This window comes from Bradyrhizobium sp. Unk1 (assembly GCF_059512345.1).
Map to the genome: position 1 here is coordinate 102,383 of NZ_JCAMOP010000025.1, position 25,802 is coordinate 128,184.

Sequence of the window (25,802 nt, forward strand, 5' to 3'; positions counted from 1 at the left end):
ACCGGACCGGCCGATCACGATCGAAGTGACGGCTCGCGTTGCGCGTCCTCTATGTGGGTCAGCCCGGCGCGCGGGAGGTTCAACACGTCAGGATAACGTCATTCTGGAACTCGATGGCGCGACCAGTCACTGGTATTCGCGTGATCCCCGGCGTATAATTTTCACACTTCTTTGACGGTCACCTGAATGTCCAGCCTTGCACGTTCCTGCGGTCTCGCAACTCTCGTCGTGGTGTTCTGCCTCGGCGGAGCGCCGGCTCACGCGCAGGTCGCGCCCCTGCAATATTGGATCCCGGGCGGGCCTTTCGGCTTTGGCGGCAGCGCCGGCCAGAGCTCCGGTGGCTACGGCAATTTTCCGAGCTTCAAGGGTGGCGATGCCAACGCAGGCTATGATTTTCGTCCCGGTTTCTTCGTCGGAAGCGAACGCGGCAATCTAGGCCTCGGCGGCCTCAGCCAGCCTGCGCCGGCCGGCAATTTCAGCGCGCTCTCCTACGACGGTACGCAGTTCGGTTACAACACCAAGACCGCGGGCGGCATGCCCGTCACGTTCTTTGCCGGTTTCGACACGCTGAAATACAATGGCGGCATCGGCAGCTCGCTCGCCCCGCTCACCTCCAGCGCCTCGCCCGGCTACGGCGCTTTCGCGGGTGTCGAGTTCAAGCCGACCTCCAACCTCAGCCTGTCGTTCGGCGCCGGTTTCACCCAGCAGCAATCGGGACGCATGGACAGCGACATCAATTCGTCGATGCTGCCCGGCGAGTCGCCGGCGTTGGGCGGCTTGCGTCGTTGAGTGCTCACGCGTGCGTTTCGCCGCCCGCTTGACCGCGGCCGCGTTGGCCTACGACAAGCCAGCCACCAGCGGGCGTTGCAGGTGCTTCGCCATCAGCTCCGCCGCTTCGGCGTAACGCCGCGTTTCCAGAACCTCGAGCAGGCGCAAATGCTCGCGCACGTGCCGCCGCATGCCGTCGCGGTCGGCGAAGCTGCGATAGGCGAACAGGCGTCTGATCGAATTCACGCGCCGGAGCGATTCAAGAAAGAAGGGATTGCCGGCGCCGCGGATGATCTCCTCATGGAATTCGCAACCGGAAAGAAAGACCTCGCCGATCGTCATCTTCTCGAGCTCGCCTTCGAACACGCGCAGCTGGCGCTCGCGCAAGCGTGCGATCACCTCCTGCGGCAGCGCAAAGCCGTGCAGCGCGATCGCCGCAGGCTCGATCACCGCGCGAAACGCCATGGCCTTGGCCTGAGCTTCGGGGCTCGAGACCGTCTCCGCGAAGCGCCAGCCATAACCCGGCAGGCGTGCAATCCAGCCCTCGGCGGCGATCCGGTCAAGCAGCCGCTGCAACTCGGCCCGGCTGAGGCCATAGCGGCGCATCAGCTCCGCCTCGGTGACGTCAGCCGGCAGCCGGCTTGCGAGCACGTCGCCTGCGATGGACGTATAGACCTGTTCGCTGCGCCTGACTGCCGCGAGGGCTGGCTGGGCTGCGCCGCTGGTCGGATGCTTGGCCAGCACGAACCCGCGATGCGGCTCGCCGCGCGCGAGCCCCGCCGCTTCCAGAGCCTTGAGGCCGAGCCGGATTGGTGCGCGTGAGAGATCGAGCGCATCGGCAAGCCGTTGTTCGATCAAGCGATCGCCAGCCTTCATGCCTTCGCGTCGGGCGAGCGCCATGATCAGCCCGGCGAGGTGCTCAGCGCGCTCGGAACCGCCTTTGCTTGAAGCGGGCTGTCGGGAATTGTCGGAGGCGGTCATTGCAATGCACGCAGATTTTGAGCTTGACAGACTGTCCCACGGATTGTTCTTTTACGCAATAATATACAATCGAGCCAGGGAGAGCCTGATGGCGCATGCGCCGGATGTCCTGATTTGCGAGGTCGGCCCCCGCGATGGGCTGCAAAACCTGGACGTGTTCGTTCCCACCGAAGCCAAATGCGCGCTGATCGATACGATCGCCACTGCCGGCATGCGCGAGATCGACGCGGGATCCTTCGTGCCGCCGAAGGTCGTGCCGCAATTCGCCGATGTCGATGCGGTGATGGCGCACGCACTTGAGCACAAGACCGCGACCATCGGTGCACTTGTGCCGAACGTGAAGGGCGCCGAGCGCGCCATCGCCGCCGGTGTCGACGCCATATATTTCGTCATCTCCGCCAGCGAGACGCACAACCGCGCCAATGTGCGCCGCTCGATTGAAGAGCAGCTCGACGGATTTCGCGCGGTCCGCGCCGCGATCGACGCCAGTCCGACGGACCGGCGGCCGCATCTGATGGGCGCGATCGCCACCTCCTTCGGCTGCTCGCTGGAAGGCGAGGTGAGTGAAGCGGCCGTGTGCCGCGTCGCGCGCGCCTTTGCCGAGGCCGGTGCCGACGAGATCGGACTCGCCGACACCGTCGGCTATGCCACCCCGAAACTGATCAGGCAGATCGTCGAAGCTGTCACACGCGAAGTCGGATCGCAGATGACGCTGCGGCTGCATCTGCACGACACGCTCGGTGCTGGCCTCGCCAATGCCGTCGCCGGCCTCGACGCCGGGATCCGGCGTTTCGACGCCGCGGTATCAGGACTTGGCGGCTGTCCATTCGCGCCTGGTGCCCGCGGCAACATCGTCACCGAGGATCTCGTGTTCATGCTGGAACGGATGGGACTTTCGACCGGCATCGACCTCGATCGCCTGATGCAAACGCGCGAGATTCTGGCCCGCCATATCCCGGCACAACATCTCACCGGGCACCTGCACGAGGCCGGAATTCCCAAGGTGCTGCGGAGGGCGGCATGACGGCGACGGCGCCCGTGGCGGCAACGGAGCTGCGTCCGCTCGCCGGCCTTCGGGTCATCGAGTTCAGCCAGATGGTGATGGGGCCGAGCTGCGGCTTGATCCTCGCCGATCTCGGCGCCGACGTGATCAAGGTCGAGCCGCCCAAGGGCGACCGCACCCGCTATTTCAAGGGGCCGGCTGCCGGCTTCTTCGCCACCTACAGCCGCAACAAGCGCAGCATCGCGCTGGATACGTCGACGGCGGAAGGCCAGAACGTCGCGCGGCGGCTGATCGAGAGCAGCGACGTCCTGATCGAGAATTTCCGACCCGGCCTGCTGAAGCGGATCGGTCTCGACTACGAGTCGGTTTCCGCTTTTGCGCCACGCCTGATCTACTGCTCGCTCAAAGGCTATTTGCCCGGCCCTTACGAGAATCGCCTCGCGCTCGACGAGGCCGTGCAAATGATGGGCGGCCTTGCCTACATGACCGGCCTGCCGGACCGGCCGATGCGCGCCGGCGCCTCGGTCAACGACATCATGGGCGGCATGTTCGGCGTGATCGCGATCCAGGCCGCGCTGGCCGAGCGGCAGCGCACCGGGCGCGGCCGCTACATCCAGAGCGCGCTCTACGAGAACAACGTGTTCCTGATGGCGCAGGCCATGATGTGCGAGGTGGTCAGCGGCCAGCCCTCGATTCCCTATTCGATCAAGGACAGCCCCTGGCCGGTCTACGATCTCTTCGACACCAGGGACGGCTCGAAGCTGTTCGTCACCATCGTCGGTGAAGAGCAGTGGGAAGCGTTCTGCCGCGCCTTCGATCGCGAATCCTGGCTTGCCGATCCGCGCTTTGCGACGAGCAACGACCGCGTCGACCATCGCGGCTGGCTGATCCCGGAGATCGCGAAGATCTTCAAGCAATGGGACAAGGCCGATCTCGCGGCACGCCTCGAGCAGCTCGATCTGCCCTACGCGCCGGTCAACAAGCCCGGCGATCTCTTCGACGACCCGCATCTGAACCAGTCGGGCGGGCTGACCAACATTCACCTGCCTGACGGCGGCGAGGCAAAAACGCCGCTGCTGCCGATCTCCATGGACGGCCGCCGCCTGCCCAACCGCTACGATCCGCCGCAGATCGGCGAGCAGACGCGCGAGATCCTGGGCGAGATCGGCATTTCGTCGAGCGAAATCGAAACGCTGCGAAAGGCAGGAACCATCCGGATCGCGCCCGGGCCGTCCTGACGACCGGATCGATCAAACAAGAATCAAGGGAGGAGCACATGAACATTACCAGGCGCCAGGCGCTGATCGCGGGCTCCACATTGGCCGGCGCATCGCTGCTGCCCGGGCAGCTCCGCGCCGAGACCAAGCAGGTATCGCTCGCCTTCGGGCCGGTGTCGCCGGTCTACGCCATCGGCATGATTGCCGAGCTGAAGGGTTACTTCAGGGACGAAGGTCTCGACTCCAAGCTCGTCACCGGCAACGCCGGCACGTTCGGCCGTCAGACGCTGGCGGCGGGACAAGCCCTGTTCGCGCATGGCGATGCCAGCCATCCGCTCCAGCTCACTGCGCGCGGCAAGCCCTGCAAGATCCTGCTCGCGACCGAGATGGTGTGCTCCTACGCCAATATCGTGGTCCGGCAGGATCTTTACGACGGCGGTATCAATTCGGTCGAGAAGCTCGCCGAGCACAAACGGCCTGACGGCGCCAAGCCGATCGTCGCGGCCACCGCGATCGGGTCGGGCACCTGGGTGTTCGGCACCTATGTGTTCGAAACGCGCGGGCTCGGCGACAGGGTGAACTGGGTCGCCGGCGGCGGACCCAACACGATGTTTCCGTCGCTGCAGACCAAGCAGTTCGACGCCATCATGGCGCCGCCAAGCTGGATCGTCGAGGTCGAGAAGAAGGGCTTTGGCCGAACGATCTACGACACCTCCAAGCCCGGCGTATTCGAGAAGGATTTCGGCGGGACGCTGCCCGTGCTCGTGATCTACACGCTCCAGGACACGATCGAGCAGGACAAGGCGATGGTGCAGGCCTATGTGAACGCGATCCACCGCGCGATGGCCTTCGTGAAGGCGACGCCGCTCGCGGACGTGCAGGCACTGGTCACGCCGAAATATTTCTCGGGCATCGACCCCGATGCGATCAGCGCCGAGCTCGGCTTCGACAAGTCGACCTGGGCCTATGACGGCGTCATCGACAAGTCATCGTTCGAACGCGGCGCCAAGCCCTGGTACCGCAAGGGAACGGATATTCCCGAGACGAAATACGAGGATGTCGTCGACATGAGCTTCCTCCAGGCGGCGAGGGCGACATACAAATGATCGCTGCGCCAGGCCCGGGATTCGCGCTCGCGCGAGACGAGGTTGAGAGAGCGGAGGCGCGAACCCGCATCGCGGTGCGAGGTCTCGCCAAGCGCTTCAACGCGTCCGGCCGCGAGTTCGTGGCGGTCGATGACGTTTCCTTCGAGGTCAAGCAGGGCGAGTTCGTCGCGCTGCTCGGTCCGTCCGGCTGCGGCAAGAGCACCATCCTCAACATGGTCGCGGGGCTCTTGCCGCGCTCGGGCGGACGCATCCTGATCGATGAGGACATGGTGGAGACCGGCAAGGTCAATCGCAGGGTCGGCTATGTCTTCCAGCGCGACACGCTGTTTCCCTGGCGAACCGTGGAGCAGAACATCGGCTATGGGCTGGAGATTGCGGGGCTGCGAAAGACCGCGCGCGCCGGGCGCGTCGCTTCGGCGGTCGAGAAGGCCGGGCTCTCCGGCTTTGCACAGAGCTTCCCCAGCATGCTGTCCGGCGGCATGCGCCAGCGCGTCGCCTTGATGCGCACGCTGATCATGGAGCCCGAGATCCTGCTGATGGACGAGCCGTTCGGCGCGCTCGACACCCACACCAAGCTCGAGATGCACAAGACGCTGCTGGAGATCTGGGAACGCGAGCGGCAGACCGTGCTGTTCGTGACCCACGATCTCGGCGAAGCCTTGACGCTGGCGAGCCGCATCATCCTGCTCTCGGCCCGGCCCGGAAGGCTCAAGGAGGATTTCGACGTCGCCATCCCGCAGCCGCGCGACCCCGTGGCCATCCGCGAGACCGCCGAATTCGGCCGCCTCTACTCTCACATCTGGCATTCCCTCGGCGAAGAATTCCGCCGCACCAGGGCCGAATGATCATGTCCAACAGCCGTAGCGCCGTCCTGTTCTGGCAAGTGGCCATTCTCGTGGTGGTTCTCGTCGTCTGGCAGTGGGGCTTTGAATGGAGCAAGGCGCTGTTGCCGAAGGCCTATGTGCCGAAAATCCTCGATCCGTATTTCGTCGCCAAGCCGTCGTTGATCTGGCAGAGCTTCCTGCGGCTTGGCTGCTTTGCCGATCCCGCCGGCTTTGCCGCCTGCATCAACGGCAACGACAACAATTTGTGGCTCGCCACGCTCGTCACGCTGAAGAACACCTGGTGGGGGTTTCTTTTCGGCTCAGCGAGCGGAGTAGCGGCCGGCCTGGTTCTCGGACGTTCGGACTTCCTGGCCCGCGTGTTCGGGCCCTATGTCGTGGCGCTCAACTCGATACCGCGCATCGCGCTGGTGCCGCTCGTCATCCTGATCTTCGGCCTCGGCGATCTCTCCAAGATCGCCACTGCCTGGCTCGTCGTGTTCTTCGTGGTGTTCTTCAACACCTTCGAGGGAACGCGTGCGGTCGACCGCGGCCAGATCGCCGCCGCTCGTCTGCTCGGCGCCAGCGAATTCATCGTGCTGCGCACGGTGGTGATCCCTTCCGCACTGGCCTGGGTGTTCGCTTCGCTGTTGCCGGCGGTGTCTTTCGCGTTGATCGGCGTCATCGTCGGCGAGTTCATCGGCGCCGAGCGCGGGCTCGGCAAGCTCATCATCGAAGCCGAGGCGCGCGCCAACGCCAGCGAGATGATGGTCGCCATCTTCGTCATGATGTTCGTCGGAATCCTGCTGGCGATCGCGGTGCGCTCGCTGCAGTCCTACCTGCTGCGATGGCAGCCGCAATTCGAGCCGTCGGCATAGCAGTCTGGAAGCAATCGGACGGTGAGCGGCAGGTACTGCATCAGCGCGCGAACCGCGCCACCAATTCCACATGCGGCGTGTGGCGGAACTGGTCGACCGGGACCACGGTCTCGATCCTGTAGCCGCCGTCGATGAGGAGCCGGGCGTCGCGGCCGAAGGTTGCCGCGTTGCAGGACACCGCGATCACCACGGGTACCTTGCTCGCAGCGAGCTTCAACGCCTGCGCCTGCGCGCCCTGGCGCGGCGGATCGAACACCACGGCGTCGAAGTCGCGCAGCTCCGGCGGCACCAGCGGGCGGCGGAACAGGTCGCGCGGTTCGGCCTTGATCGGCTTCAGCCCAGGTGTGCGCGCAGCCTTCACGAGCGCCGCGACGGCGCCGGCGTCGTTGTCATAGGCGGTGACGCGCGCCTTCTCGGCGAGCCTCAAGGCAAACGGGCCGACGCCGCAGAAGAGGTCGAGAACCTCCTTGGCCTTGCCGACACGCTCGGCGACGAGCGACGCCAGCGTCTCCTCGCCCGCGATCGTTGCCTGCAGAAACGAGCCGGGCGGCAGTGTCACTTCAGTGCGGCCCATTCGCACCGTCGGTGGCAGGCGTTGCAGCACCAGCTCGCCGTGCCGCGTCAGCCGCGCCAGCCGATGCTGCTCGGCGACGCGCGAAAGCGCCGTGACCAGCGCCGTCGGCAGCGGGCCGGAGCCGCGCACGTCGACATCGAGGCCGTTGGCGGTCGCGGTGACCTGGATGTCCAGCGGCTTCGTCACCGCCATTTTGGACGTCAGGGATTCGGCAAACGCCCAGGCGGCATCGAGCGCGCCCTCGAGCCCGGGATCGAGGATCGGGCAGCGATGGATCGGGATCACGTCGTGCGAGCTCGCCGCCGAGAAGCCGACCTTGAGGACGTCATGCGTGCCGAACCGGCCGTGCAGCGTGACGCGCCTGCGGCCGGCCCCATGGGCATCGACCAGCGGCGCCACCTCGCAATCGATGCCGGCCTGCGCCAGCGTCTCGACCACGATGCCGCGCTTCCACGCGTGATAGGGCTCAGCCGCCCAGTGCTGGATGGCGCAGCCGCCGCAGACACCGAAATGCGGGCAGAACGGTGCGATGCGATCGGGGCTGGCGACGTCGACCGCGAGCAGCTTGCGGCGGTCGGGATGGTTGCCGGCGACGTGGTCGACCTCGACGGTCTCGCCGCCAAGCGCGTAGGGCACATAGACGGCATCGCCCGCAGCGAGCGAGACGCCGTCGCCGCGATGGCCGACGTGATCGATCCTCACGCGCTCAACCACGGCGCGCGCCCAGGAAGAATTCGATATTGCCGTCACCGCCCGTGATGGGGGAGGGGAACACCTCGATGTCGGTGCAGCCGAGCGAAGCGGCGAAGACCGCGATGTCGTCGCAGATCTCCTGATGCACGGCGGCGTCGCGGATGAGGCCCTTCTTGTTGTGCTTCCGATCCGCCTCGAACTGCGGCTTGATCAGCGCCAGCAGGCTCATCGGCGCCGCTGCCAGTGACAGCGCCACGGGCAGCACCGTCTTGAGCGAGATGAAGCTGACGTCGATGACGACGACGTCGGGCCGCGCCGGCAGCCGTTTGCCGTCATAGCTGCGGATGTCGGTCTCCTCCATCGACACGATCTTGGGATGATCGCGCAGCGAAGGATGCAGCTGGCTGGTGCCGACATCGATGGCGAACACCAGGCTGGCGCCGTTCGCCAGCAGCACCTCGGTGAAACCGCCGGTGGAGGCGCCGACATCGAGGCAGACATGGTCCTCGATCTCGATGGGGTAGCGCTCCAGCGCGCCGGCCAGCTTGACGCCGCCGCGCGACACATAAGGATGCGCAGGCTCGGCCTGGATCACCGCGTCCTCGGCGATCGTCTCCGAGGGTTTTGCGACCTGCTTGTCGTCGGCGGTGACGAGCCCGGCTTCGATCGCCGCGCGCGCCCGCGCCCGGCTCTCGAACAAACCGCGCTCGACCAGCAGAACATCCGCACGCTTGCGGGCAGGGGACATCGGATCTCCGAAAGGCGACTGAAACGTTTATGTAGCGATCAATCGCGCGGCCGCCATCCGGACGCAAGCCTCGAACGCGGCCAGATCGTGCCAGACGTCGATCGGCATCTGCGCCGGCGTCACCAGCGGGCAGCCATGCAGCTCCAGCGCATGGATCATCATGAGGTTGTCGACGAGGCCAAAATCCTCGACCGTCAGCCCCTGTGCATCGACCAGCCGACCGTCCTCGGTGGTCAGGTCCATGAAGCGGCCGACGCGGTCGGCATAGACGGCGCCGTCGTTGGAATAGGCCAGGCAAAACCTGCGGCGGCCGGCCATGTAGCCGAGCTCGTAGACGGTGCCGGGGTCGGCGCCGGCACCGCGGAACGGCGTGAGGTTGGCGATGATGGCATCGGCCTCGTCCATCATCGCCTCGTTGCCGGCAAAGATTTGCCGCGAGGCGTCGGGCGAGGTGAGATCGATGGCGTTGTCGAGGGGATAGAGGCCGGTGAGCCCGTAGCGACCGCAGATCGCGGCCTTCTGCCGGCCGATCTCAACCGCATCCGGCAGGAACACGTCGGGCCCTGCCAGATAGATTTTCATGAAGGTCGCGCTGGTTCGCGAAGGTCAAGCTCGCCGTCAGGCGAGCTTGACCGTCTCGGCCTTGACGTCCTTGCCCAGCGCCTCGAACACCTTGGCGACGATGCCCTTGGCGTCGAGACCGGCGCGGCCGTACATCGCGGCCGGCGTGTCGTGGTCCTGGAACACGTCGGGCAGCACCATCGAGCGGAACTTGACCATGCCGCCGTCGAGCGCGCCCTGATCGGTCAGGTACTGCGCGACATGCGAGCCGAAGCCGCCGACCGAGCCTTCCTCGATCGTGATCAGGATCTCGTGGTCGCGGGCGAGCTTGAGAACCAGCTCGGTGTCGAGCGGCTTCATGAAGCGCGCATCGGCGATCGAGGTGGAGAGGCCGTGGGCGGCGAGCTCGTCGGCCGCCTTCTCGCATTCGGCGAGGCGCGTACCGAAGGAGAGCAGGGCGATCTTGCTGCCCTGGCGAATCATCCGGCCCTTGCCGACCTCGAGCGGAACGCCGACTTCGGGCATCTCGATGCCGCGGCCTTCGCCGCGCGGATAGCGCAGCGAGCTCGGACGGTCGTCGATCGCGACCTGGGTCGCCACCATGTGCACGAGCTCGGCTTCGTCGGCCGCCGCCATGATCACCATGTTCGGCAGGCAGCCGAGATAGGCGTTGTCGAACGAACCGGCATGCGTCGCGCCGTCGGCGCCGACGAGGCCGGCGCGGTCGATGGCGAAGCGGACGGGCAGGTTCTGGATCGCGACGTCATGCACGATCTGGTCGTAGCCGCGTTGCAGGAAGGTCGAGTAGATCGCGCAGAACGGCTTGTAGCCTTCGCTCGCCAGACCGGCGGCGAACGTCACCGCGTGCTGCTCGGCGATGCCGACGTCGAAGGTGCGGTCGGGGAAGGCCTTGTTGAAGATGTCGACGCCGGTGCCGGACGGCATCGCCGCGGTGATGGCGACGACCTTGTCGTCCTTCTGCGCTTCCTTGACGAGGCTCTGGCCGAACACGTTCTGGTAGGCCGGCGCATTCGGCTTGGCCTTGGCCTGGGTGCCGGTCGCGACGTCGAACTTGACGACCGCGTGGTACTTGTCGGCGGAAGCTTCCGCCGGGCCGTAGCCCTTGCCCTTCTGCGTCACGACGTGGACCAGGATCGGGCCGGTTTCCATGTCGCGCACGTTCTTCAGCACGGGCAGCAGATGGTCGAGGTTATGACCGTCGATCGGGCCGACGTAATAGAAGCCGAGCTCCTCGAACAGGGTGCCGCCGTCCATCATGAAGCCGCGCGAATATTCCTCGACGCGGTTGGCGCGGTTGGCGATGATCTTGGGCAGGCGCTTGTTGATCTGCTTGGCCGCATCGCGCAGCGTGCGATAGGTCTTGCCGGAGTAGAGGCGCGACAGATAGGCGCTCATGGCGCCGACCGGCGGCGCGATCGACATGTCGTTGTCGTTGAGGATCACGATCAGGCGCGAGTTCATGGCGCCGGCGTTGTTCATGGCTTCATAGGCCATGCCGGCTGACATCGCACCGTCACCGATGACCGCGATAACGTTGTTCTTGCCGCCGGAGAGGTCGCGCGCGACCGCCATGCCGAGGCCGGCGGAAATCGAGGTCGAGGAATGCGCTGCGCCGAACGGATCGTAATCGCTCTCGCTGCGCTTGGTGAAGCCGGACAGGCCGCCGCCGGTGCGCAGCGTGCGGATGCGGTCGCGCCGGCCGGTGAGGATCTTGTGCGGATAGGCCTGATGGCCGACGTCCCAGATCAGCCGGTCGCGCGGCGTGTCGAAGACGTAATGGATCGCGGTGGTGAGCTCGACCACGCCGAGGCCCGCGCCGAAGTGACCCCCGGTCACCGAGACGGCATCGATGGTCTCTTGCCGCAGCTCGTCGGCGACCTGGCGAACCTGCTCGATCTTGAGCTTGCGCAGGTCATCCGGCGTATGGATGGTGTCGAGAAGCGGCGTCTTACTGTATGCGTTCACGGCGATTTCCAATTTGTCAGCGCCGGAAGATCGTTCCGGTGCGCGATGGGTTTGCACAATATCGGCGCAGCGCGAGTCCTTAAACCGTCGGAGCCACCTGCATGGGGCAGGGCCCCGTCTTCAAGCTTAGGTGAGCTTAGATGCGCTCCGGTTCAGTCTCTGTGATCCCTGTCACTTAGATCGGCTTCGTCCGTCCCAGCCAATTTCATTAGCAGTTTGAAGCGCTTGTCGTCGGAATTCTCTGCCCACGCAAGGCTTGCAAAAAGCCACACTCCGCGCAGCTTTACACCAAAGCTTGGGCCAAAGCCAACCCACAGGGCCGATTACGGGCATGCACCTGCAACCCGCGGGCCAGAGTGGTTAATCGTGGCGCCGGCGGATGGGTTCCAGACTTGCCCGGTTCCTCGGCGGTATTTTTTGGCCGTTTTGGCCAGATTCGCGAGCCCGAGAGGCCTTGGCCGGGGAACTCGTCGATATCCGTGCCTGGCCGCCGAGGGGCCTAAGCCCAAACAAGGGCGTGCGATCATGAAAAATTGCGGATGGCCGATGCTTGAGGCGGGCGGCTTGAAAAGAGGACCTTACTGCACGTCGAGCGGTGCGGTGCCGGTGGCCTGGCCGCTGGCATCGGTGGTGATCTTGTCGACGCGCGCCTCGGCCTGACGCAGCAATTCCTCGCAGCGGCGCTTCAGCGCCTCGCCGCGCTCGTAGATCGTCACGGATTCCTCGAGCGGCACCTTGCCGTCCTCGAGCCGCTTCACGATGGTTTCGAGCTCCTCGATGGCGCGTTCGAAGGTGAGCCTGGAGACGTCGACTTGGGTATTTTCGGCCATATCCGTTTCCGATTGCCTGCTTCACGTGAGAAAAAGCGCAGTTTTGCGGGCGTAATGAGGCGGGTCTGTCTAAGCGCCCATCAGGGCACCGACATGCGCCGTAACAGATTCTTTCAATCCTTGCAGGTCATAGCCGCCCTCGAGCACCGAAACAATGCGGCCCTCTGCGGACTTGTCGGCAAGGTCCATCAGCTTGCGCGTGACCCAGGTGTAGTCCTCCGCGCGCAAATTCAGCGAGGCCAGCGGATCGCGGTAATGCGCATCGAAGCCCGCGGAGATGACGAGAAGCTCGGGGCTGAATTTTTCGAGCCGCGGCAGGATCAGCTGCTCGAACGCGGCGCGGAATTCGGGTCCGCCGTCTTCGGAAGCGAGCGGCGCATTGACGATGGTGTCGTGGTCGCCGCGCTCGCCCTTCGCGCCGGTGCCCGGAAACAGCGGCATTTGATGCGTCGAGCAGTACATCACGGTCGGGTCGGACCAGAAGATGTCCTGTGTGCCGTTGCCGTGATGCACGTCGAAATCGACGATGGCGGCGCGCTGGATGCCGTATTTGCGCTGCGCATGACGCGCCGCGATCGCGGCATTGTCGAAGAAGCAGAAGCCCATCGGCTTGCCGATCTCGGCGTGATGTCCGGGCGGGCGCACCGCGACGAAGGCGTTGCGATGCTCGCCATTCATCACGGCTTCGGTCGCAGCCACTGCGCCGCCGACGCCGCGCATCACCGCCTCCCACGTGCCTGGAGACATCGAGGTGTCGCCGTCGATATAGACCTGACCGCTGGTCGGCGCGATGTGGCGCAACTCGGTGACGTAATGCTCGTTGTGGCAGAGCGTCACGAGATCGAGATCGCCTTCCGGTGCCAGGTCGCGCGCCAGGAACTGGAAGCGCTCCTGCGACAGCGCTTCCTCAACCGCCCGCATGCGGTCAGGCCTTTCAGGGTGTCCCGGCGGCGTGACGTGGTCGAGGCAGGCCTTGTGGGAGAGGAGAAGCGTGCTCATCAGGTCGGCCTCACAGGGAACGGGCTCTTGACGTCGCTTGGCGCATCCCGAGCCAAAACGCAAATGCAAAACGCAATCTAAGCGCTTGGGCGGGGATGGCAAAGGGTGGTTCCGGACAAGTCCGTTTGATCCGGATCAATTCACGCGCAGGATGCGGGTGGGCGGCAGCGGACCGATCGGTCCGTGTGCCCTGAAGAAGGCGAACAGCGCGTCCGCGTCGTAGCCGCCATATTGCTGCGCTGTGCCTTGTTTGGCGGCGGTAAAACCGTCGCCGCCGACGGCGAGGTAATCGTTGAGTGTGACGCGGTAGCCGCTTCCAGGCTCGATCGGCTTGCCGTTGAGCGTGATCTTCTCAAGGCTGATTCGCTCGCCGAACGGTTTCGTCGCATCCCAGGTGTAGCTGAACCCGTTCGAGACCTGGAGGATCCGCGGGCGCTTCGGATCGAGCCATTGCTGCTCCAGCATGTCCTTGAGCTGGCTGCCCGTGAGCGTCATCGTAACGAGGCGATTGCGGAACGGCTGGCTCGCGAAAAGTTCGCCGAACGACACCGCGCCGTTCTCCTTCGGGACAATGTCGGTGCGGATGCCGCCGGGATTGGTGAGCGCGATGACAGCGCTGCCATCCTTGGCGTCCTTCGTCGCGGCGAGTTGCGCGTCCGCGATGACGTCGCCGAGCGCGCTCTCGCCGGCCTCGTTCGGCACGCGCGACAGCGTCTGCGTCACCGATCCGGCCGGGCGATTCGCAATCGGTGCCGACAGCTTGTCATAGGCTTCGATCAGGGCGGTCTGTTCCGGGTCCTTCGCCAGCGAGGCATTGGCGACGATGACGTTGTCGGCTTTGGCGCTGACGATGTCGCGGGTTGCAGGATCGAGCTTGAGGTCGATCGCGGTGACCAGCGTGCCGTATTTGTCACCGCTGGTGACGAGCCGCCCGTCGATATCGCAGACATAGGCGCGGTGGGTGTGGCCGCTGACGACGACGTCGACCGCGCGGTCGAATTTCTTGACGATGTCGACGATCGGCCCCGTAATGGCAGGGCATTCATTGTAGTCGCCCGAGGGCTCACCGCCCTGGTGGATCAGCACCACGATCGCCTCGACGCCACGCGCCTTCAGCTGCGGCACCAGCGCATTCACCGTCTCGGCCTCGTCGCGGAATTCGAGCCCGGCAATGCCCGAGGGCGAGACGATGCCCGCGGTCTCTTTCAAGGTGAGGCCGATGAAGGCGACGGGGATGCCCTCGAATTCCCTGATCTCGTAGGGCGGCAGCACGCTTTTGCCGGTCGCGGTCTCGATGGTGGAGGCGGCGAGATAATGGAATTTGGCGCCCGTGAAGGGATGCGGCCCCTGGCAGCCGTCGACCGGATGGCAGCCGCCGTTCTGCATCCGCAAGAGCTCGGTCTTGCCCTCGTCGAACTCGTGATTGCCGACCGAGGTGATCGCAAGTCCCATCATCGAGAGCGCCTCGACCGAGGGCTCGTCGTGAAACATTGCCGACAGGAACGGGCTCGCGCCGATCAAATCGCCGGCGGCGACGAAGATCGTGTTTGGGTGCCCCTCGCGCAGCTGCTTGACCAGCGTCGCCATATACTCGGCGCCGCCGGTGGCCACCGCTACCTTCTTGGTCTTGTCTTCAGGATCATTGATCCGGATGCCGCCCGGCGGCGTCCGCAGATTGCCGTGGAAATCGTTGATGGCAAGAATGCGCAGCTCGACCGGCGCCGCGGTCTGGGCGGAGGCGGGGAGGGTGGCGAGAGTCAGTGTAAGGACGGTCAGGCGGAGAAGATGTCGCATGGAACCAGACTAGTCGTTCCGCGCGAAGATTTCACGAAGCTTTCTTCCTTCTCCCCTTGTTGTGGGAGAAGGTGGCATAGGCGGCCTTCGGCCGCCGTCCTTAAGAACGCCGAAGCGAAGCTTCGGCTATGGCGCCGGATGAGGGGTTGTCTCCGCGAGGTTAGAAGTGAGTTCTAGGAGAGAGGAAGAACGCTCTACCGCTTCTTCCGGTTTGCAAATGCCTCGAACGCGGCAATCGCCTCATCCGACTTCAGCCGCTCGCCGAACAGATGGGCCTCCTGGTCGATGCGGCGGGTGAGCTCCTCGGGTGCGGCGCGCAGCAGCTTGCGCGAGGCCGCGACCGCCTCTGCCGGCAGCCGGCAGATATCGCGCGCCACCTTGCGCGCCTCGACCTCGGTATGTCCCGGCGAGACCACGGTGTTGACGAAGCCTGCCGCGTGCGCCTCCGCGGCGGTGAAAGTCCGCCCCATCACCAGCATCGCGAAGGCGCGCTGGTAGCCCATCGTGTTCGGCATCAGGAGGCTGGCCGCGCCGACCGGTACGAGCCCGAGATGGATGTAGGGTGCGGAGAAGGTCGCGGCGTTCGAGGCGAGCACATAGTCGCAATGGAACAGCATCACCGTGCCCATGCCGATCGAGGCGCCGTCGACGGCCGCGATGATCGGCTTGACGTTGAGGGCGAGCGAATAGAGAAATTTTGCACCGTCCGACAGCGTCTCGGAATTCGATTCGGCTTGCATGAAATCGTCGATGTCGTCGCCGGCGGTGAACACGCCGGAGCCGCCGGTGATGATCATGCAGCGGATGTCGGGATTGTTCTGCGCGGTGTCGATCGCGCGGCTCATCTCGCGATACATGTCCTGCGTGATCGCGTTCTTCTTGCTTGGGCGGCGCAGGGTGATGACGCGCGTTCCGCGCTCCTCGGTGACGACGATATTGCCATTCGGCATGAGAGCCCCCTGCGGTCGCCGCGACGCTTGCCTTGGCGAGTCTCGCAAGCCTCAGCCTACATCATCTTGCAGGCGTGCCAATCCGCCCGCTCGACCTTTTCGAGAACGTCCCCGTGAGTCCGCCGCATGGCGCGCTGTCGTTTTTCTGATCGGGAACCGCACCGCACCGGATCATGCCGGTTGTATTGCTTCGCACATGCAGTTGCGCATTGCAACAAATGGCTACAATGTTTCATTTGAAAAACCGGGGGTTGTGGGGCACGATTGCCCAATGCCGTTCCATTTGGCCGATTGCTCGATCGATGATTGCCGCAACGGGCGTTGACGAATCCTCGCTGCGCTATCGCGGCTGGCGCGTCGTGCTGGCCTGTTTCCTGATGGCCTTCTTCATGTTCGGCTTCGGCCTCTATGGCCAGGGCGTCTATCTCGCCGAGCTCCAGCGCGCCCATGGCTGGCCGGGCACGCTGGTCTCCGCGGCCAGCACCTTCTCGTTTCTCCTCACCTCCGTGCTCGTCATCTTCACCGACGATCTGCTCGCCCGCATCGGGCTGCGCGCGCTGATCCTGTGCGGGCTGTCAGCGCTCGGCGCTTCGACCGTGCTGCTGGCGCTGATGCAGACGCCCTGGCAGCTTTATCTTGCCTATGCGCTGATGTCGGTCGGCTGGACCGGCATGGGCACCGTGGTGATCGCCACCGTGCTGAACGCCTGGTTCGAGCGGCGCCGCGGGCTCGCGCTCAGCCTCGCCTTCAACGGCGCGACCTGCGGCGGCATCGTCCTCGTTCCGCTGTTGCTGTCGCTGACCGGCAGCATCGGCTTCCAGTCCGCCATGCTTGCCGCCACGATGGCGATGGTGGTGCTGGTGTTGCCGGTGGTCGTCATCTTCATCGGCTGGCCGACGCAGATGTCCCTGGCATCGGGCGGCCGTTCGTCCGCTGGCATCGCCGCGCCGGCCCATTCCCGCAAGACGCTGCTCGCCAACGCGGCGTTCTGGACCATGGTGCTGCCGATCGCGATCGCGCTGCTGGCGCAGATGGGATTCATCATCCACCAGGTGTCGTTCCTCGAGCCGCTGATCGGCCGCGCCAGTGCGGGCCTTGCGGTCACGATCATGGCGGCGATGGCGGTGGTCGGCCGCCTGACGCTCGGCCTGTTCGTCGACCGGCTCGATCCGCGGCTCGCCTGCGCGGCGTCGATGACGAGCCAGGCGGCGGCGCTGTTCGTGCTTCTCCAAAGCACGAGCCCGACCGTGCTGCTCGTCTGCTGCGCCGTCTATGGCTTTTCGATCGGCAACATGATCACGTTCCCGCCCTTGATCATCCAGCGCGAGATCGGTGCTGCCGCCTTTGCCGCCGCAATGGGATTGGGCACGTCGATCAGCGGCGTCGTCAGCGCCTTCGGCCCCGGCATCGTCGGCCTCGCGCGGAGTTTCACCGGCAACTACACGAGCGCGTTTGCGATGTGCGTGATGCTCGATCTCGTGGCGGCGGGAATCGTGCTGTGGCGGCCGGGCCGACGCGCGAAGCTTGCGGCTTCTTAGGATTAGGCGTCGTAGCCCGGATGGAGCGCAGCGTAATCCGGGATTCGTGCCGCGAGCGACGACGACCCCGGATTGCGCTTCGCTCCATCCGGGCTACGCAGGCCACCCTTACCCCAACAACACCGCATCCGCCGCCGCGACCGACTCCGCGCTCTCCGTCACCGTGCGCTCCAGCGCGCCGGCCTGCACCGTGATGTTCTCGGCGAAGAAGCGCGCGAGCGAGACGTAGCGCGCGGCGTCGGTGTTGCCATCGGCCTTCGCGGCGAGCGCCTCGGAGGCCAGCATGCAGCCGCCGAGGGTGGCGCCGAACTGCTGCAGATACGGCGTCGCGCCGGCGAGCGCCTCGTTCGGTGCGGAGGTCACGCGCTCCAGCAGCCACTTGCTGGTGCGCGTCAGCGCCTCCAGCGCCTCGCGCAGCTTGGTACCTGTGGTGCCGAAAGCGGGATCGTTGGAGGCTTCGACCTGCTTCACGGTGGCCGAGAGCTCGTCGAGCAGCGCCCACACCGCAGCGCCGCCATTGGCCGCGAGCTTTCGCGTGACGAGATCGATCGCCTGGATGCCGTTGGTGCCCTCGTAGATCGCGGTGATGCGCGCATCGCGATAGTGCTGCGCGGCGCCGGTCTCCTCGATGAAGCCCATGCCGCCATGCACCTGCACGCCGAGATAGGCGACCTCGTTGCCGATATCGGTGGAATAGCCCTTCGCCATCGGCGTCAGCAGCGCCGCGCGTGCGGCGGCGTCCGCACGGACCTTTGGATCCGTGGCGCGCGTGGAGACGTCGATCGCGACCGCGGTCGCATAGCAGATGGTGCGTGCGGCCGCGGTCTGCGCCCGCATCCGCATCAGCATGCGCTTGACGTCGGGATGCACGAAGATCGCGTCCGAACCGTCGCCCGCCTTGCCGATGGCGCGGCCCTGCTTGCGCTCCTGCGCATAGGCCAGCGCCTGCTGGTAGGCGCGATCGGCGACGCCGACGCCCTCCAGCCCGACGCCGAGGCGGGCCTGGTTCATCATCGTGAACATGCAGCGCATGCCCTGGTTCTCTTCGCCGACGAGGAAGCCGATCGCGCCGCCATGATCGCCCATGGTCATGGTGCAGGTGGGGGAGGCATGCATGCCGAGCTTGTGCTCGACGCCGCTCGCAAAGATGTCATTGCGCGCGCCGAGCGAGCCGTCGGCATTGACCATGAACTTCGGCACGAGGAACAGCGAGATCCCCTTGGTGCCGGCGGGCGCATCGGGCAGGCGCGCCAGCACGAAATGCACGATGTTGTCGGTCATGTCGTGCTCGCCATAGGTGATGAAGATCTTCGTCCCCTTGATGCGATAGGTGCCGTCGGCCTGCCGCTCGGCGCGGGTGCGCAGCGCGCCGACGTCGGAGCCGGCCTGCGACTCGGTCAGCTGCATCGTGCCGGTCCATTCGCCGGAGACGAGCTTTTCGAGATAGATCTTCTTCAACTCGTCGCTGCCATGCGCATCCAGCGCCTCCATCGCCGAGGCCGTGAGCAGCGGGCAGAGGCCGAAGGCGACGTTCGAGGCGCTCCAGATCTCGGTGCAGGCGGCGTTGATGGCGAGCGGCAGGCCCTGGCCGCCGAAATCCTCGGGGCCGGAGACCGCGTTCCAGCCGCCCTCGGTCCAGCGCTTGTAGGCGTCCGGCCAGCCCGGCGCAGTCGTGACCTTGCCGTCGCCAAGCTTGATGCCGTGCTCGTCGCCGACCTTGTTGAGCGGCGCCAGCACGTCGGTTGCGAACTTGCCGGCTTCCTCCAGCACGGCGCTCACGATGTCGCCGTCGAAATCGCCGTAATGGCCGGCCTCCACGGCAGCCTTCAGGCCGGCGCCATGGTTGAGCGACAGCAGCATGTCAGAGATCGGCGCGCGGTAGGTCATGGCTCACTCCCGTGGACAGGTTTGGCGCCGTATTCCCATGAAACGGGGGAGGTCTCAATGGCCGGAACGCCGGGATAGCGCCGGCCCGGAACGGCGCCGCCGCCGGGCCTATAATAAAGGGTGGCATGGCGAGCGCCGGGCCCGGTCCTGGACCTCAGGTATTTTGCCCCTCCAGGCGGTTGAAATGCCGCGCCGCTCCCTATAGACCGGCTGCGACCAGCGGGAATCTGCGGTAGCCAGTTCTTCCGCCCGTTCCCTGGTCGCCTGTTGGGGCGTAGCCAAGCGGTAAGGCAGCGGATTTTGATTCCGCCATTCGGAGGTTCGATCCCTCCCGCCCCAGCCAGCGCCAACGTTCTGATTTTGTTGCAAAAACTGTCATGCTCAAGGCAGATTTTCCTGCTCATTTGGAAATTCCGTTTGCCGCGCATTTGGAAATTCTGTGCTGGTTTCGTTTTTGCGACGGCAGATGAAGGTCGTCGCGCGTTGAACGTCGCTCGCCTCATTAAAATACGAACTCAGCAAATCAACGCCGTCTGTGCGTTGCAAGCTTCCGACCGCAGCCGCTGACGTCGCGTGCGGATCGAAGTTGCAGAACCCCGCCGCCTTTTGCAGCGTTCAACGAATCGCGAAATCTATCCTTGAGATCGGACGCTAGTCTTCGAAATTGGCGAGTTCTGCGTTTCGTCTCGAGGTGATGCTGCTCCATCAGCATTGTGCTGATCGAGCTCCTTCTGTGCCAAGAGATGTGCATGTCTCTTGCGCGTCGCAGCCAACGCTCGCATCATCGTTTCCTTGGCATAGCCGCGATAGGCCTGTGCGGTCTTGTGGCCCGAGAGCGCACGACCCTGGCCGTCGGTCAGTTCGGCTTCCTCGAGTTCGGTCATGCCGCCGTGTCGACAGGCATCAAGCGTGAACAGCTTTGACACGCCGTCGATCTTCTTGCGCATCTGCTGCACCACTTTTTCCATGCCAGGGTAGGACCACACTTTGGCATCGCCCTTGCGTTCACCCTTTTGGATCCGACGCATGATCATCGGGACGCCGAGCTTGGGCAGATGGCTCAAAACGTCCTCCGCTTCTGCGTAAAACTTGATGGTCTCTCCGTCGAGAGTCTCGTCGAGCGGATGCCAGACCAACGCCTTGTTCTTGTGGTGCTCGATGCGCACGGCGTGTGGCCAGTTCTTGCTGCGATAGTCGGGCCAAGTCATAAACCCGGCTACTACGTTCTCCGGTCGTTGTAGCCATTCAAAGCAGATCACCGCGACGGCCGCGGGTTCAGGCCGCCCTTCTTTGATGCAGCCCCATGCAAACTTATAGACCTCTTCTCGAGTGACCGCGTGCTTCTTGGTCTTGGTGCGGCTCTTGAGGGTGAAATCGTCCCAGGGGTTCGGGTGTTTCTTATCGAACAACTCTGGGTGCAGCCGACGCATGATCCGCCACACCTTTCGGCAGAGCCCGACCACTTTTTCTCCCTGCCGCAGTCTGATGCCGTTCGGGCCGTTGATGATTTTGTCGTAGATCTTATCGGCGGCACGTGGCGTAACTTCCATGATCTGCCGTTCGCCGATCCGCCGTCCGCTCTTTCCGACGGTGTCGCAGGTCATATGCATGATCCGTTCGTAGTCGGGGCGCGACCGAGCTGAGACCTTCTCAGTATACGCCTTCTCCGTCTTGTATTGTCGGAACAGCCAATCGATCGTGCCATAGCGCGCGATCTTTCCCTGCTCGCCCGGCTGCCCTCTGCGCTGGTTGTTCCATTCATCGAACAAGGCATTGAGTGTGGCGGCGCGTCCGCCTTTTCCGTCGTCGCCGCATGCAGTTTCGTAGCTCGTCCCAAGTGGCTCATTCGCTATCTCGCAGCCGAGTTTCCTGTAATGAGTGGGGATGCGGAAGTAGAAAGCGGTCGCCCGGCGGGCAAGCCGCCGTACCTCGACGAAGCGTGGAAGTGGACGCTCCAGCGTCACAAATCCTCGGCGAGGTCGCCCGGCACGATGTCCGGCGCAATAACTCGGTCCAGATCGTCTCTCAACCACAGCTGACGCCTCCCTTCTTTCACACGTGGTCGAGGATACTCCTCACCGACTCGTTTGAGAAAGGCTTCAACGGTCGATTCTCCGCAATACCCTGCTGCGATTCCAGCAGTCATACGGCGCGGCCAAGAACCCGCTGGAATGATGGCAGGACGTGTCATCGCATAAGCGTGAGCTGCTGAAACTCGTTCTTTGCTCGTCCTGCCCATCATGATGATCACCAGCAGGATTGAAACTGCGAGGGCAACTGGATCGCGCAGGAGCGTAGTGCAGCGCCTGAAAAGGACACTTTGGACTTACTTGCCTCGGCCGGGAGAGCGCGCCGCGGAAGGCCAGGGAGAAGGACGTGACCTGCTGCCTCAGCAGAGGACGATGCGCCTCAATTGGAGACGGCGGCTACCGTAGAGGCGCGAGGAGTCGGCAGAGAGCCCAGTGGACTGGAACCCGACGCAGCGGAGGCAGTCCGCCCAGGAAGCCTGGACGTATTCACTGGCGCAGCTCGCAAACCTCCGGCGAACAAGACAGCAGGAGGCGACACACACCACCAGTCGATTTCATAGTTCCTCTGGTTCATCGGCCATCCCCGCCGATATTGCCAAGTCCTCGCAGGGGTGTAGAGTTCTTCTGATTTTTTAACACGCTTAGATTTGACGCCGCCGCCATTGCGTTATGGTAATTTTTCTTGTGGGGGTTCGCCATGTTCGATTCCGCGACCACCGCGCTTCTGCGCGCGGTCCTAGATGAGGTCTGCGAAAATGTTTCCCGGACCGAGACCGGCGCCCGTACCCACGTGGCCTCGAAAATCCTGGAAGCCGCGACCAAAGGGGACACCTCTCCGGATCACCTCAAGCAGATCGGGCGCCATGCGCTCTCGCAGGCGCCTACCATGTGGCGCTGACCGGAGGCGGGGGTGAATTTCCAAGTCACGGTGCTGAAGATCCTGGTGAGCTATCCGGATGGATTTGCCACGATGGCCGATCTCAAGCGCGATATGGCGATCCTGGCGACCAGCGGCCGGGACTGGGCCGACCGCACAAACCGGCTGGCTGCGCGTGTCCCAGACCTCGACATCTTTTCGCAAGGTCTCGTCGAGCGCGAAAACGGCGGCTGGAAGATCACCGTCAAGGGACGGACAGTGCTAGAGTTCATGGAGGCGCGCCCCGCCGTCGAGCAACCGACAGAGACAGGGCCAGCCGAGAGCAGGGATGCGCCCATACCACCGCTTCCGCAGCCGGCGGAGCGCGCTAGGCGGCGACGCGAACGTCGCGAGCGCGTCGTGAAGCTCGAGAACGGGCGCGGGCTAACGCTTCCTAATCCTGCGGACGCGGGGCCTCCTTCGAAGGAGGGTGCCGGACCGGGGCGTAGTTCATAGAAGCGGCGAGGCAGAGCAGCAGCTCCAAGCCGCCAAAGATCGCGATGGTCCTGAACTCTTAATCAGCGGGTCCCAGGTTCGAGCCCTGGTGCGCCCACCATAGCGAAATCAAGCACTTATAGACGATTGTTAATTTCTTCATTCCGACAAGCTAGGTCAGCGGCTGTTACAACAAAATGGTCCGCCATGCGCGGGTGCGCACGCCAGAGATCCAAACCACAGTTGTAGAATCCGTCATCCAATCATTGACCGGGAAGCGCTTGAGGATGGCAAGCATGACGATGTGCTCGTGCGGGCATCTCCATCCCACCAGATATCCGCTCACGCCCGCTCCGCAAAGCTCGCGAGGACCAAAAGCCGGACAGCCTCGGCGAACTGACGCACGCGCAGCCGGTCCATCATACGTGAGCGGTGAACCTCGACCGTGCGCACACTGATACCAAGATCGAATGCGATCACCTTGTTTTGCTGCCCGGCCACGAGCGCCTCAAGAACCTGCCGCTCCCGTGGGCTGAGCGTATCGATTAATGCCGCCGCCATAGCAATATCATCGGTCCGTCCCTCCGCGGCGCTGGTCTTCAGCGCGGACTCAATCGCCGCTATCAGGGCGTCGTCGCTGTAGGGCTTTTCGATGAAGTCCACAGCTCCCGCCTTCATCGCTCGGACCGCGGTCTGCACGTCGCCTTGAGCCGTCACCACAATGACCGGCAAGTTCGGGTTTATCAGCCGAAGGCGAGCATGAACCTCGAAGCCGTCCATCTCCGGCATACGAAGATCCAGCAGGACGCAGCCCCCGAGTAAGCTGCCCGCGACGTCGAGGAACGCATTTGGCGTTGCATACGACGCCACCTGGAAACCGACCGCATCAAGCAGCCGCTCCAACGATCGGCGGATCGCCGGGTCGTCATCAATTACGTAAATGTACCGTTCGGCTGCCATCGATCGACTCATCGTTCCAGCGGGACGGGCAGCGTCACACGAAAGATTGCTCCGCCGCCGCAATTGGGCTCATACCCCAGCTTTCCGCGATGGGCCTCGACGATCGAGCGGCAGATCGAAAGTCCCAGTCCCATGCCATCGATTTTTGTGGTGTGGAATGGCTCGAAGAGGTGTTCGACAATATTGTCCGGCAGGCCCGAGCCACGATCTGCTACAGCGATCTCAATCGACTTGTCATCGAGACGGGCAGTGACCACTTCCAAGTCGCGCCGCTCGCTCTGCGCCATCGCCTCGTGCGCATTGCGTATCAGGTTAAGCATGACCTGCTGCAGTTGAATTCGGTTCGCAAATACTGCCTCGGCGCGCGGATCGAAGCTCAGCCGGACCTGCACGCCGTGTGGTCCGGTTCCCGCTGAGGCAAGATCATTGGCTTCACGGATCAGGGCAGGCAGGTTTTCGATCCGCATTTCCGTCTCGCCGCGCGTAACGAACTCTCGCAGCCTCCGAATGATCTCGCCGGCGCGAAGCGCCTGATCGGCGGCTTCGCCAAGGACATCGCGTACAGTAGCGACCCTTTGGGGAGCGGGAGGCCCGTTGGCCATCATCCGGTGCACAGCGTTGACCGAATTGGTGAACGCGGTCAGCGGTTGGTTCAATTCATGCGCCAACGCGCCGGCCATCTGACCCGCTGTGCTGAGCCGCGACGCATGATGGAGCTCCGCCTGTAGCTGCTGCGCGCGGACATCCGCGCACAGCCGCTCCTCGGCTTCGAGCGTCAGTCGCTCGAGCGCTTCCGCCAATTCCGATGTCCGTTCCGCCACCCGCTGCTCCAACGACTCGTTGAGGCGTCGAAGATCACTCTCGAGCTTTTTCTGATGCCTCAGATCGCGGCTGACGGTCGCCATGTTCGTAGGCCGGTCCGTGCGCGAGTCGTCGATGCGGAACCAATCTACCAGGAAGGGAATGACTTCTCCAGTTTGGAAGTGGCGGAAGTTGAGCTCGCCGAGCCAGCGTCCGGTTCCCATCACCATCGGAAGCAACTCGCAATGCGCCCGAGTCCGCTCATCGGGAGCCATGAAATCGAAGATATTAAGCCGCTGCACTTCCTCAGTGCCGGAAAGCCCGAGCAGGTCGATGGCCGCCTTATTGAGATATTGCGGCGTGCCGTCTAGATCGGCGAAACCAATGAACTCGGACGACCGCTCGATCACGGTCGCCAGACGCCGTTGCTCGGCCTCCGCGTGCCAGCGTTGGATAGCGAGCGTTACATGGTTCGCCGCAATTCCTAGAAGGAGCCGGTCCGTCTCGCTTGGAAATTGCGGATTGACGGAACCTGCGACCATCCCGGCGTCTCCGCCAAAGCCCATCGGCGCCGCCACGATCCGTAACGTTCCCTTCCCTAGCGGGTTGTCGATCGCGGATATCTGCTCGCGTCTTCCGCGCGATGCACCGCGGAGGATGCGTTCAATGTGACCAGACGATCCGATGGATACCGCTTGGCTCGTGCGCATCACGTCGGCCACCGGTTCGTCGCGCAGCCCCGGCACAGTCACGTAAATGACGTCGGCATTGAGCATCGAAAGCAAAGCGGCCGCCGCGCTGTCGGCGATCTGCCGCGAATTGTAATCTTTCCAGATTGCCGGCAGCGTCGAAAGCGCGACGAGATCGCGGATGCAGCGCCTGAGCTCTTGCGGCTCGGTAAGCTTATCGACCCAAGGCATGTCGCCCGATCCAGTCCACAACACGACCGCTGAAGGGGAAGTACACTTGTGCTATCGACTGATCGGTTCCGGCGACCACCTCTGCAAAGGACAGCTTCACGGGCTGGAGGTGCGGCTTAATGCCGGCAAAGACCTCTTGCGGGAGTACGTTGAAAATGCGATTGGCGCACTGGAACATGACGAGGCTCCCCGTTCGGCGGGAGCGCAGGAGCGTCTCTCAGCCACTGAAGCCATCAGCTACTCAGTGATGAGAAATATTAGCTCTGCTAATCCGGATTAGCGAGCCTTAGTTCCTAACGGACAGGCAAATCTCTTCTTAGAAAACCTCACTGGACGGGAATGGGGCGGTCACGGGGGACTGACCAGCAAGGTGTCGCAAAAACGCGCTTTGATTACCGTCGGATTT

The 25,802-nt window shown here is 64.1% G+C and carries 24 protein-coding genes, 1 tRNA gene and 1 pseudogene; 11 read left to right on the forward strand and 15 right to left on the reverse strand.

Annotation, left to right across the window (positions count from 1 at the left end):
- Window positions 1-186: 186 nt before the first annotated feature.
- Window positions 187-789, forward strand: coding sequence for a hypothetical protein (locus AC5ZFO_RS28975; RefSeq protein WP_282521436.1), 603 nt, complete (start codon window positions 187-189; stop codon window positions 787-789).
- A 48-nt stretch (window positions 790-837) separates the two neighbouring features.
- Here the strand turns inward: AC5ZFO_RS28975 and AC5ZFO_RS28980 are convergent, their stop codons facing one another.
- On the reverse strand, window positions 838-1,668 hold the full coding sequence (locus AC5ZFO_RS28980; protein WP_496122880.1) for a GntR family transcriptional regulator: 831 nt from the start codon (window positions 1,666-1,668) through the stop codon (window positions 838-840).
- Window positions 1,669-1,837: 169 nt separating this feature from the next.
- Between AC5ZFO_RS28980 and AC5ZFO_RS28985 the strand changes: the two genes are divergently transcribed.
- The 5 genes from AC5ZFO_RS28985 to AC5ZFO_RS29005 are packed head-to-tail and all read left to right on the forward strand — an operon-like array spanning window position 1,838 to window position 6,774.
- A complete protein-coding gene (locus tag AC5ZFO_RS28985) occupies window positions 1,838-2,773 on the forward strand; it encodes a hydroxymethylglutaryl-CoA lyase (protein ID WP_282521434.1) in 936 nt (311 codons plus the stop codon).
- Window positions 2,770-3,990: a CaiB/BaiF CoA transferase family protein gene (locus AC5ZFO_RS28990; protein WP_282521433.1), complete on the forward strand. Its 1,221-nt coding sequence runs from the start codon at window positions 2,770-2,772 to the stop codon at window positions 3,988-3,990. The genes AC5ZFO_RS28985 and AC5ZFO_RS28990 overlap by 4 nt, the downstream gene beginning before the upstream one ends.
- 38 nt (window positions 3,991-4,028) lie before the next feature.
- Window positions 4,029-5,075, forward strand: a complete 1,047-nt coding sequence (locus AC5ZFO_RS28995) for an ABC transporter substrate-binding protein (RefSeq protein ID WP_282521432.1) — start codon at window positions 4,029-4,031, stop codon at window positions 5,073-5,075.
- The gene (locus AC5ZFO_RS29000) at window positions 5,072-5,920 is read left to right on the forward strand and encodes an ABC transporter ATP-binding protein (protein ID WP_282521431.1); all 849 of its coding nucleotides are present in this window, start codon (window positions 5,072-5,074) and stop codon (window positions 5,918-5,920) included. The genes AC5ZFO_RS28995 and AC5ZFO_RS29000 overlap by 4 nt, the downstream gene beginning before the upstream one ends.
- Before the next feature lie 2 nt (window positions 5,921-5,922).
- Window positions 5,923-6,774: an ABC transporter permease gene (locus AC5ZFO_RS29005; RefSeq protein WP_496122881.1), complete on the forward strand. Its 852-nt coding sequence runs from the start codon at window positions 5,923-5,925 to the stop codon at window positions 6,772-6,774.
- Window positions 6,775-6,814: 40 nt separating this feature from the next.
- On the opposite strand, the gene AC5ZFO_RS29010 is transcribed toward AC5ZFO_RS29005, so the two are convergent.
- From AC5ZFO_RS29010 to AC5ZFO_RS29045, 8 genes are all read right to left on the reverse strand, one after another.
- Entirely contained in the window at window positions 6,815-8,062 is a 1,248-nt protein-coding gene (locus tag AC5ZFO_RS29010; protein WP_282521429.1) for a class I SAM-dependent RNA methyltransferase, read from the reverse strand.
- Window positions 8,055-8,789, reverse strand: a complete 735-nt coding sequence (locus AC5ZFO_RS29015) for a TlyA family RNA methyltransferase (protein ID WP_496122882.1) — start codon at window positions 8,787-8,789, stop codon at window positions 8,055-8,057. The genes AC5ZFO_RS29010 and AC5ZFO_RS29015 overlap by 8 nt, the downstream gene beginning before the upstream one ends.
- 27 nt (window positions 8,790-8,816) lie before the next feature.
- Window positions 8,817-9,371: a nucleoside 2-deoxyribosyltransferase gene (locus AC5ZFO_RS29020; protein ID WP_496122883.1), complete on the reverse strand. Its 555-nt coding sequence runs from the start codon at window positions 9,369-9,371 to the stop codon at window positions 8,817-8,819.
- A gap of 36 nt (window positions 9,372-9,407) precedes the next feature.
- Window positions 9,408-11,336 carry a 1-deoxy-D-xylulose-5-phosphate synthase gene (gene dxs, locus AC5ZFO_RS29025; protein WP_282521426.1) on the reverse strand — a complete coding sequence of 643 codons (1,929 nt, stop codon included), beginning with the start codon at window positions 11,334-11,336 and terminating at the stop codon, window positions 9,408-9,410.
- Between the two features lie 578 nt (window positions 11,337-11,914).
- Complete coding sequence (locus tag AC5ZFO_RS29030; protein ID WP_008132970.1) at window positions 11,915-12,166, reverse strand: exodeoxyribonuclease VII small subunit; 252 nt, start codon at window positions 12,164-12,166, stop codon at window positions 11,915-11,917.
- A gap of 69 nt (window positions 12,167-12,235) precedes the next feature.
- On the reverse strand, window positions 12,236-13,165 hold the full coding sequence (locus tag AC5ZFO_RS29035) for a histone deacetylase family protein (protein ID WP_282521425.1): 930 nt from the start codon (window positions 13,163-13,165) through the stop codon (window positions 12,236-12,238).
- Between the two features lie 135 nt (window positions 13,166-13,300).
- Window positions 13,301-14,959 (reverse strand): bifunctional metallophosphatase/5'-nucleotidase, encoded by a 1,659-nt coding sequence (locus AC5ZFO_RS29040; protein ID WP_496122884.1) that lies wholly within the window; start codon window positions 14,957-14,959, stop codon window positions 13,301-13,303.
- 194 nt (window positions 14,960-15,153) lie between these two features.
- Window positions 15,154-15,909, reverse strand: a complete 756-nt coding sequence (locus tag AC5ZFO_RS29045) for an enoyl-CoA hydratase-related protein (protein WP_282521423.1) — start codon at window positions 15,907-15,909, stop codon at window positions 15,154-15,156.
- 302 nt (window positions 15,910-16,211) lie between these two features.
- On the opposite strand from AC5ZFO_RS29045, the gene AC5ZFO_RS29050 reads away from it, so the two are divergent.
- Complete coding sequence (locus AC5ZFO_RS29050; protein WP_282521422.1) at window positions 16,212-17,447, forward strand: MFS transporter; 1,236 nt, start codon at window positions 16,212-16,214, stop codon at window positions 17,445-17,447.
- Between the two features lie 108 nt (window positions 17,448-17,555).
- On the opposite strand, the gene AC5ZFO_RS29055 is transcribed toward AC5ZFO_RS29050, so the two are convergent.
- Window positions 17,556-19,334, reverse strand: coding sequence for an acyl-CoA dehydrogenase family protein (locus AC5ZFO_RS29055; RefSeq protein WP_282521421.1), 1,779 nt, complete (start codon window positions 19,332-19,334; stop codon window positions 17,556-17,558).
- A 268-nt stretch (window positions 19,335-19,602) separates the two neighbouring features.
- Between AC5ZFO_RS29055 and AC5ZFO_RS29060 the strand changes: the two genes are divergently transcribed.
- Window positions 19,603-19,677: transfer RNA gene (locus AC5ZFO_RS29060), tRNA-Gln, on the forward strand.
- A gap of 289 nt (window positions 19,678-19,966) precedes the next feature.
- Here AC5ZFO_RS29060 and AC5ZFO_RS29065 read toward each other — a convergent pair.
- Window positions 19,967-21,298: a hypothetical protein gene (locus AC5ZFO_RS29065; protein WP_496122885.1), complete on the reverse strand. Its 1,332-nt coding sequence runs from the start codon at window positions 21,296-21,298 to the stop codon at window positions 19,967-19,969.
- On the reverse strand, window positions 21,295-21,576 hold the full coding sequence (locus tag AC5ZFO_RS29070; RefSeq protein WP_404979799.1) for a hypothetical protein: 282 nt from the start codon (window positions 21,574-21,576) through the stop codon (window positions 21,295-21,297). Before AC5ZFO_RS29070 ends, AC5ZFO_RS29065 begins: the two co-directional genes overlap by 4 nt.
- A 485-nt stretch (window positions 21,577-22,061) precedes the next feature.
- On the opposite strand from AC5ZFO_RS29070, the gene AC5ZFO_RS29075 reads away from it, so the two are divergent.
- Both AC5ZFO_RS29075 and AC5ZFO_RS29080 read left to right on the forward strand, forming a co-directional pair.
- The gene (locus AC5ZFO_RS29075; protein ID WP_282521418.1) at window positions 22,062-22,262 is read left to right on the forward strand and encodes a hypothetical protein; all 201 of its coding nucleotides are present in this window, start codon (window positions 22,062-22,064) and stop codon (window positions 22,260-22,262) included.
- Between the two features lie 12 nt (window positions 22,263-22,274).
- Window positions 22,275-22,678 (forward strand): annotated as a pseudogene (locus AC5ZFO_RS29080) (hypothetical protein).
- Between the two features lie 224 nt (window positions 22,679-22,902).
- Here AC5ZFO_RS29080 and AC5ZFO_RS29085 read toward each other — a convergent pair.
- The 3 genes from AC5ZFO_RS29085 to AC5ZFO_RS29095 are packed head-to-tail and all read right to left on the reverse strand — an operon-like array spanning window position 22,903 to window position 25,396.
- Window positions 22,903-23,061: a hypothetical protein gene (locus AC5ZFO_RS29085; protein ID WP_282521417.1), complete on the reverse strand. Its 159-nt coding sequence runs from the start codon at window positions 23,059-23,061 to the stop codon at window positions 22,903-22,905.
- On the reverse strand, window positions 23,058-23,675 hold the full coding sequence (locus AC5ZFO_RS29090; RefSeq protein WP_282521416.1) for a response regulator transcription factor: 618 nt from the start codon (window positions 23,673-23,675) through the stop codon (window positions 23,058-23,060). Before AC5ZFO_RS29090 ends, AC5ZFO_RS29085 begins: the two co-directional genes overlap by 4 nt.
- A gap of 8 nt (window positions 23,676-23,683) precedes the next feature.
- Window positions 23,684-25,396, reverse strand: coding sequence for a PAS domain-containing sensor histidine kinase (locus tag AC5ZFO_RS29095; RefSeq protein WP_282521415.1), 1,713 nt, complete (start codon window positions 25,394-25,396; stop codon window positions 23,684-23,686).
- A gap of 46 nt (window positions 25,397-25,442) precedes the next feature.
- Between AC5ZFO_RS29095 and AC5ZFO_RS29100 the strand changes: the two genes are divergently transcribed.
- Window positions 25,443-25,676, forward strand: coding sequence for a hypothetical protein (locus AC5ZFO_RS29100; protein ID WP_282521414.1), 234 nt, complete (start codon window positions 25,443-25,445; stop codon window positions 25,674-25,676).
- Window positions 25,677-25,802 lie beyond the last annotated feature (126 nt).

What these genes read in the sequence shown, in the direction of transcription:
- AC5ZFO_RS28975 (WP_282521436.1), top strand. Translation starts at nt 187, where the DNA reads ATGTCCAGCCTTGCACGTTCCTGCGGTCTCGCAACTCTCGTCGTGGTG.
- AC5ZFO_RS28980 (WP_496122880.1), bottom strand. Translation starts at nt 1,668, where the DNA reads ATGGCGCTCGCCCGACGCGAAGGCATGAAGGCTGGCGATCGCTTGATC.
- AC5ZFO_RS28985 (WP_282521434.1), top strand. Translation starts at nt 1,838, where the DNA reads ATGGCGCATGCGCCGGATGTCCTGATTTGCGAGGTCGGCCCCCGCGAT.
- AC5ZFO_RS28990 (WP_282521433.1), top strand. Translation starts at nt 2,770, where the DNA reads ATGACGGCGACGGCGCCCGTGGCGGCAACGGAGCTGCGTCCGCTCGCC.
- AC5ZFO_RS28995 (WP_282521432.1), top strand. Translation starts at nt 4,029, where the DNA reads ATGAACATTACCAGGCGCCAGGCGCTGATCGCGGGCTCCACATTGGCC.
- AC5ZFO_RS29000 (WP_282521431.1), top strand. Translation starts at nt 5,072, where the DNA reads ATGATCGCTGCGCCAGGCCCGGGATTCGCGCTCGCGCGAGACGAGGTT.
- AC5ZFO_RS29005 (WP_496122881.1), top strand. Translation starts at nt 5,923, where the DNA reads ATGTCCAACAGCCGTAGCGCCGTCCTGTTCTGGCAAGTGGCCATTCTC.
- AC5ZFO_RS29015 (WP_496122882.1), bottom strand. Translation starts at nt 8,789, where the DNA reads ATGTCCCCTGCCCGCAAGCGTGCGGATGTTCTGCTGGTCGAGCGCGGT.
- AC5ZFO_RS29020 (WP_496122883.1), bottom strand. Translation starts at nt 9,371, where the DNA reads ATGAAAATCTATCTGGCAGGGCCCGACGTGTTCCTGCCGGATGCGGTT.
- AC5ZFO_RS29030 (WP_008132970.1), bottom strand. Translation starts at nt 12,166, where the DNA reads ATGGCCGAAAATACCCAAGTCGACGTCTCCAGGCTCACCTTCGAACGC.
- AC5ZFO_RS29035 (WP_282521425.1), bottom strand. Translation starts at nt 13,165, where the DNA reads ATGAGCACGCTTCTCCTCTCCCACAAGGCCTGCCTCGACCACGTCACG.
- AC5ZFO_RS29040 (WP_496122884.1), bottom strand. Translation starts at nt 14,959, where the DNA reads ATGCGACATCTTCTCCGCCTGACCGTCCTTACACTGACTCTCGCCACC.
- AC5ZFO_RS29045 (WP_282521423.1), bottom strand. Translation starts at nt 15,909, where the DNA reads ATGCCGAATGGCAATATCGTCGTCACCGAGGAGCGCGGAACGCGCGTC.
- AC5ZFO_RS29050 (WP_282521422.1), top strand. Translation starts at nt 16,212, where the DNA reads ATGATTGCCGCAACGGGCGTTGACGAATCCTCGCTGCGCTATCGCGGC.
- AC5ZFO_RS29055 (WP_282521421.1), bottom strand. Translation starts at nt 19,334, where the DNA reads ATGACCTACCGCGCGCCGATCTCTGACATGCTGCTGTCGCTCAACCAT.
- AC5ZFO_RS29070 (WP_404979799.1), bottom strand. Translation starts at nt 21,576, where the DNA reads ATGATGGGCAGGACGAGCAAAGAACGAGTTTCAGCAGCTCACGCTTAT.
- AC5ZFO_RS29075 (WP_282521418.1), top strand. Translation starts at nt 22,062, where the DNA reads ATGTTCGATTCCGCGACCACCGCGCTTCTGCGCGCGGTCCTAGATGAG.
- AC5ZFO_RS29090 (WP_282521416.1), bottom strand. Translation starts at nt 23,675, where the DNA reads ATGGCAGCCGAACGGTACATTTACGTAATTGATGACGACCCGGCGATC.
- AC5ZFO_RS29095 (WP_282521415.1), bottom strand. Translation starts at nt 25,396, where the DNA reads ATGCCTTGGGTCGATAAGCTTACCGAGCCGCAAGAGCTCAGGCGCTGC.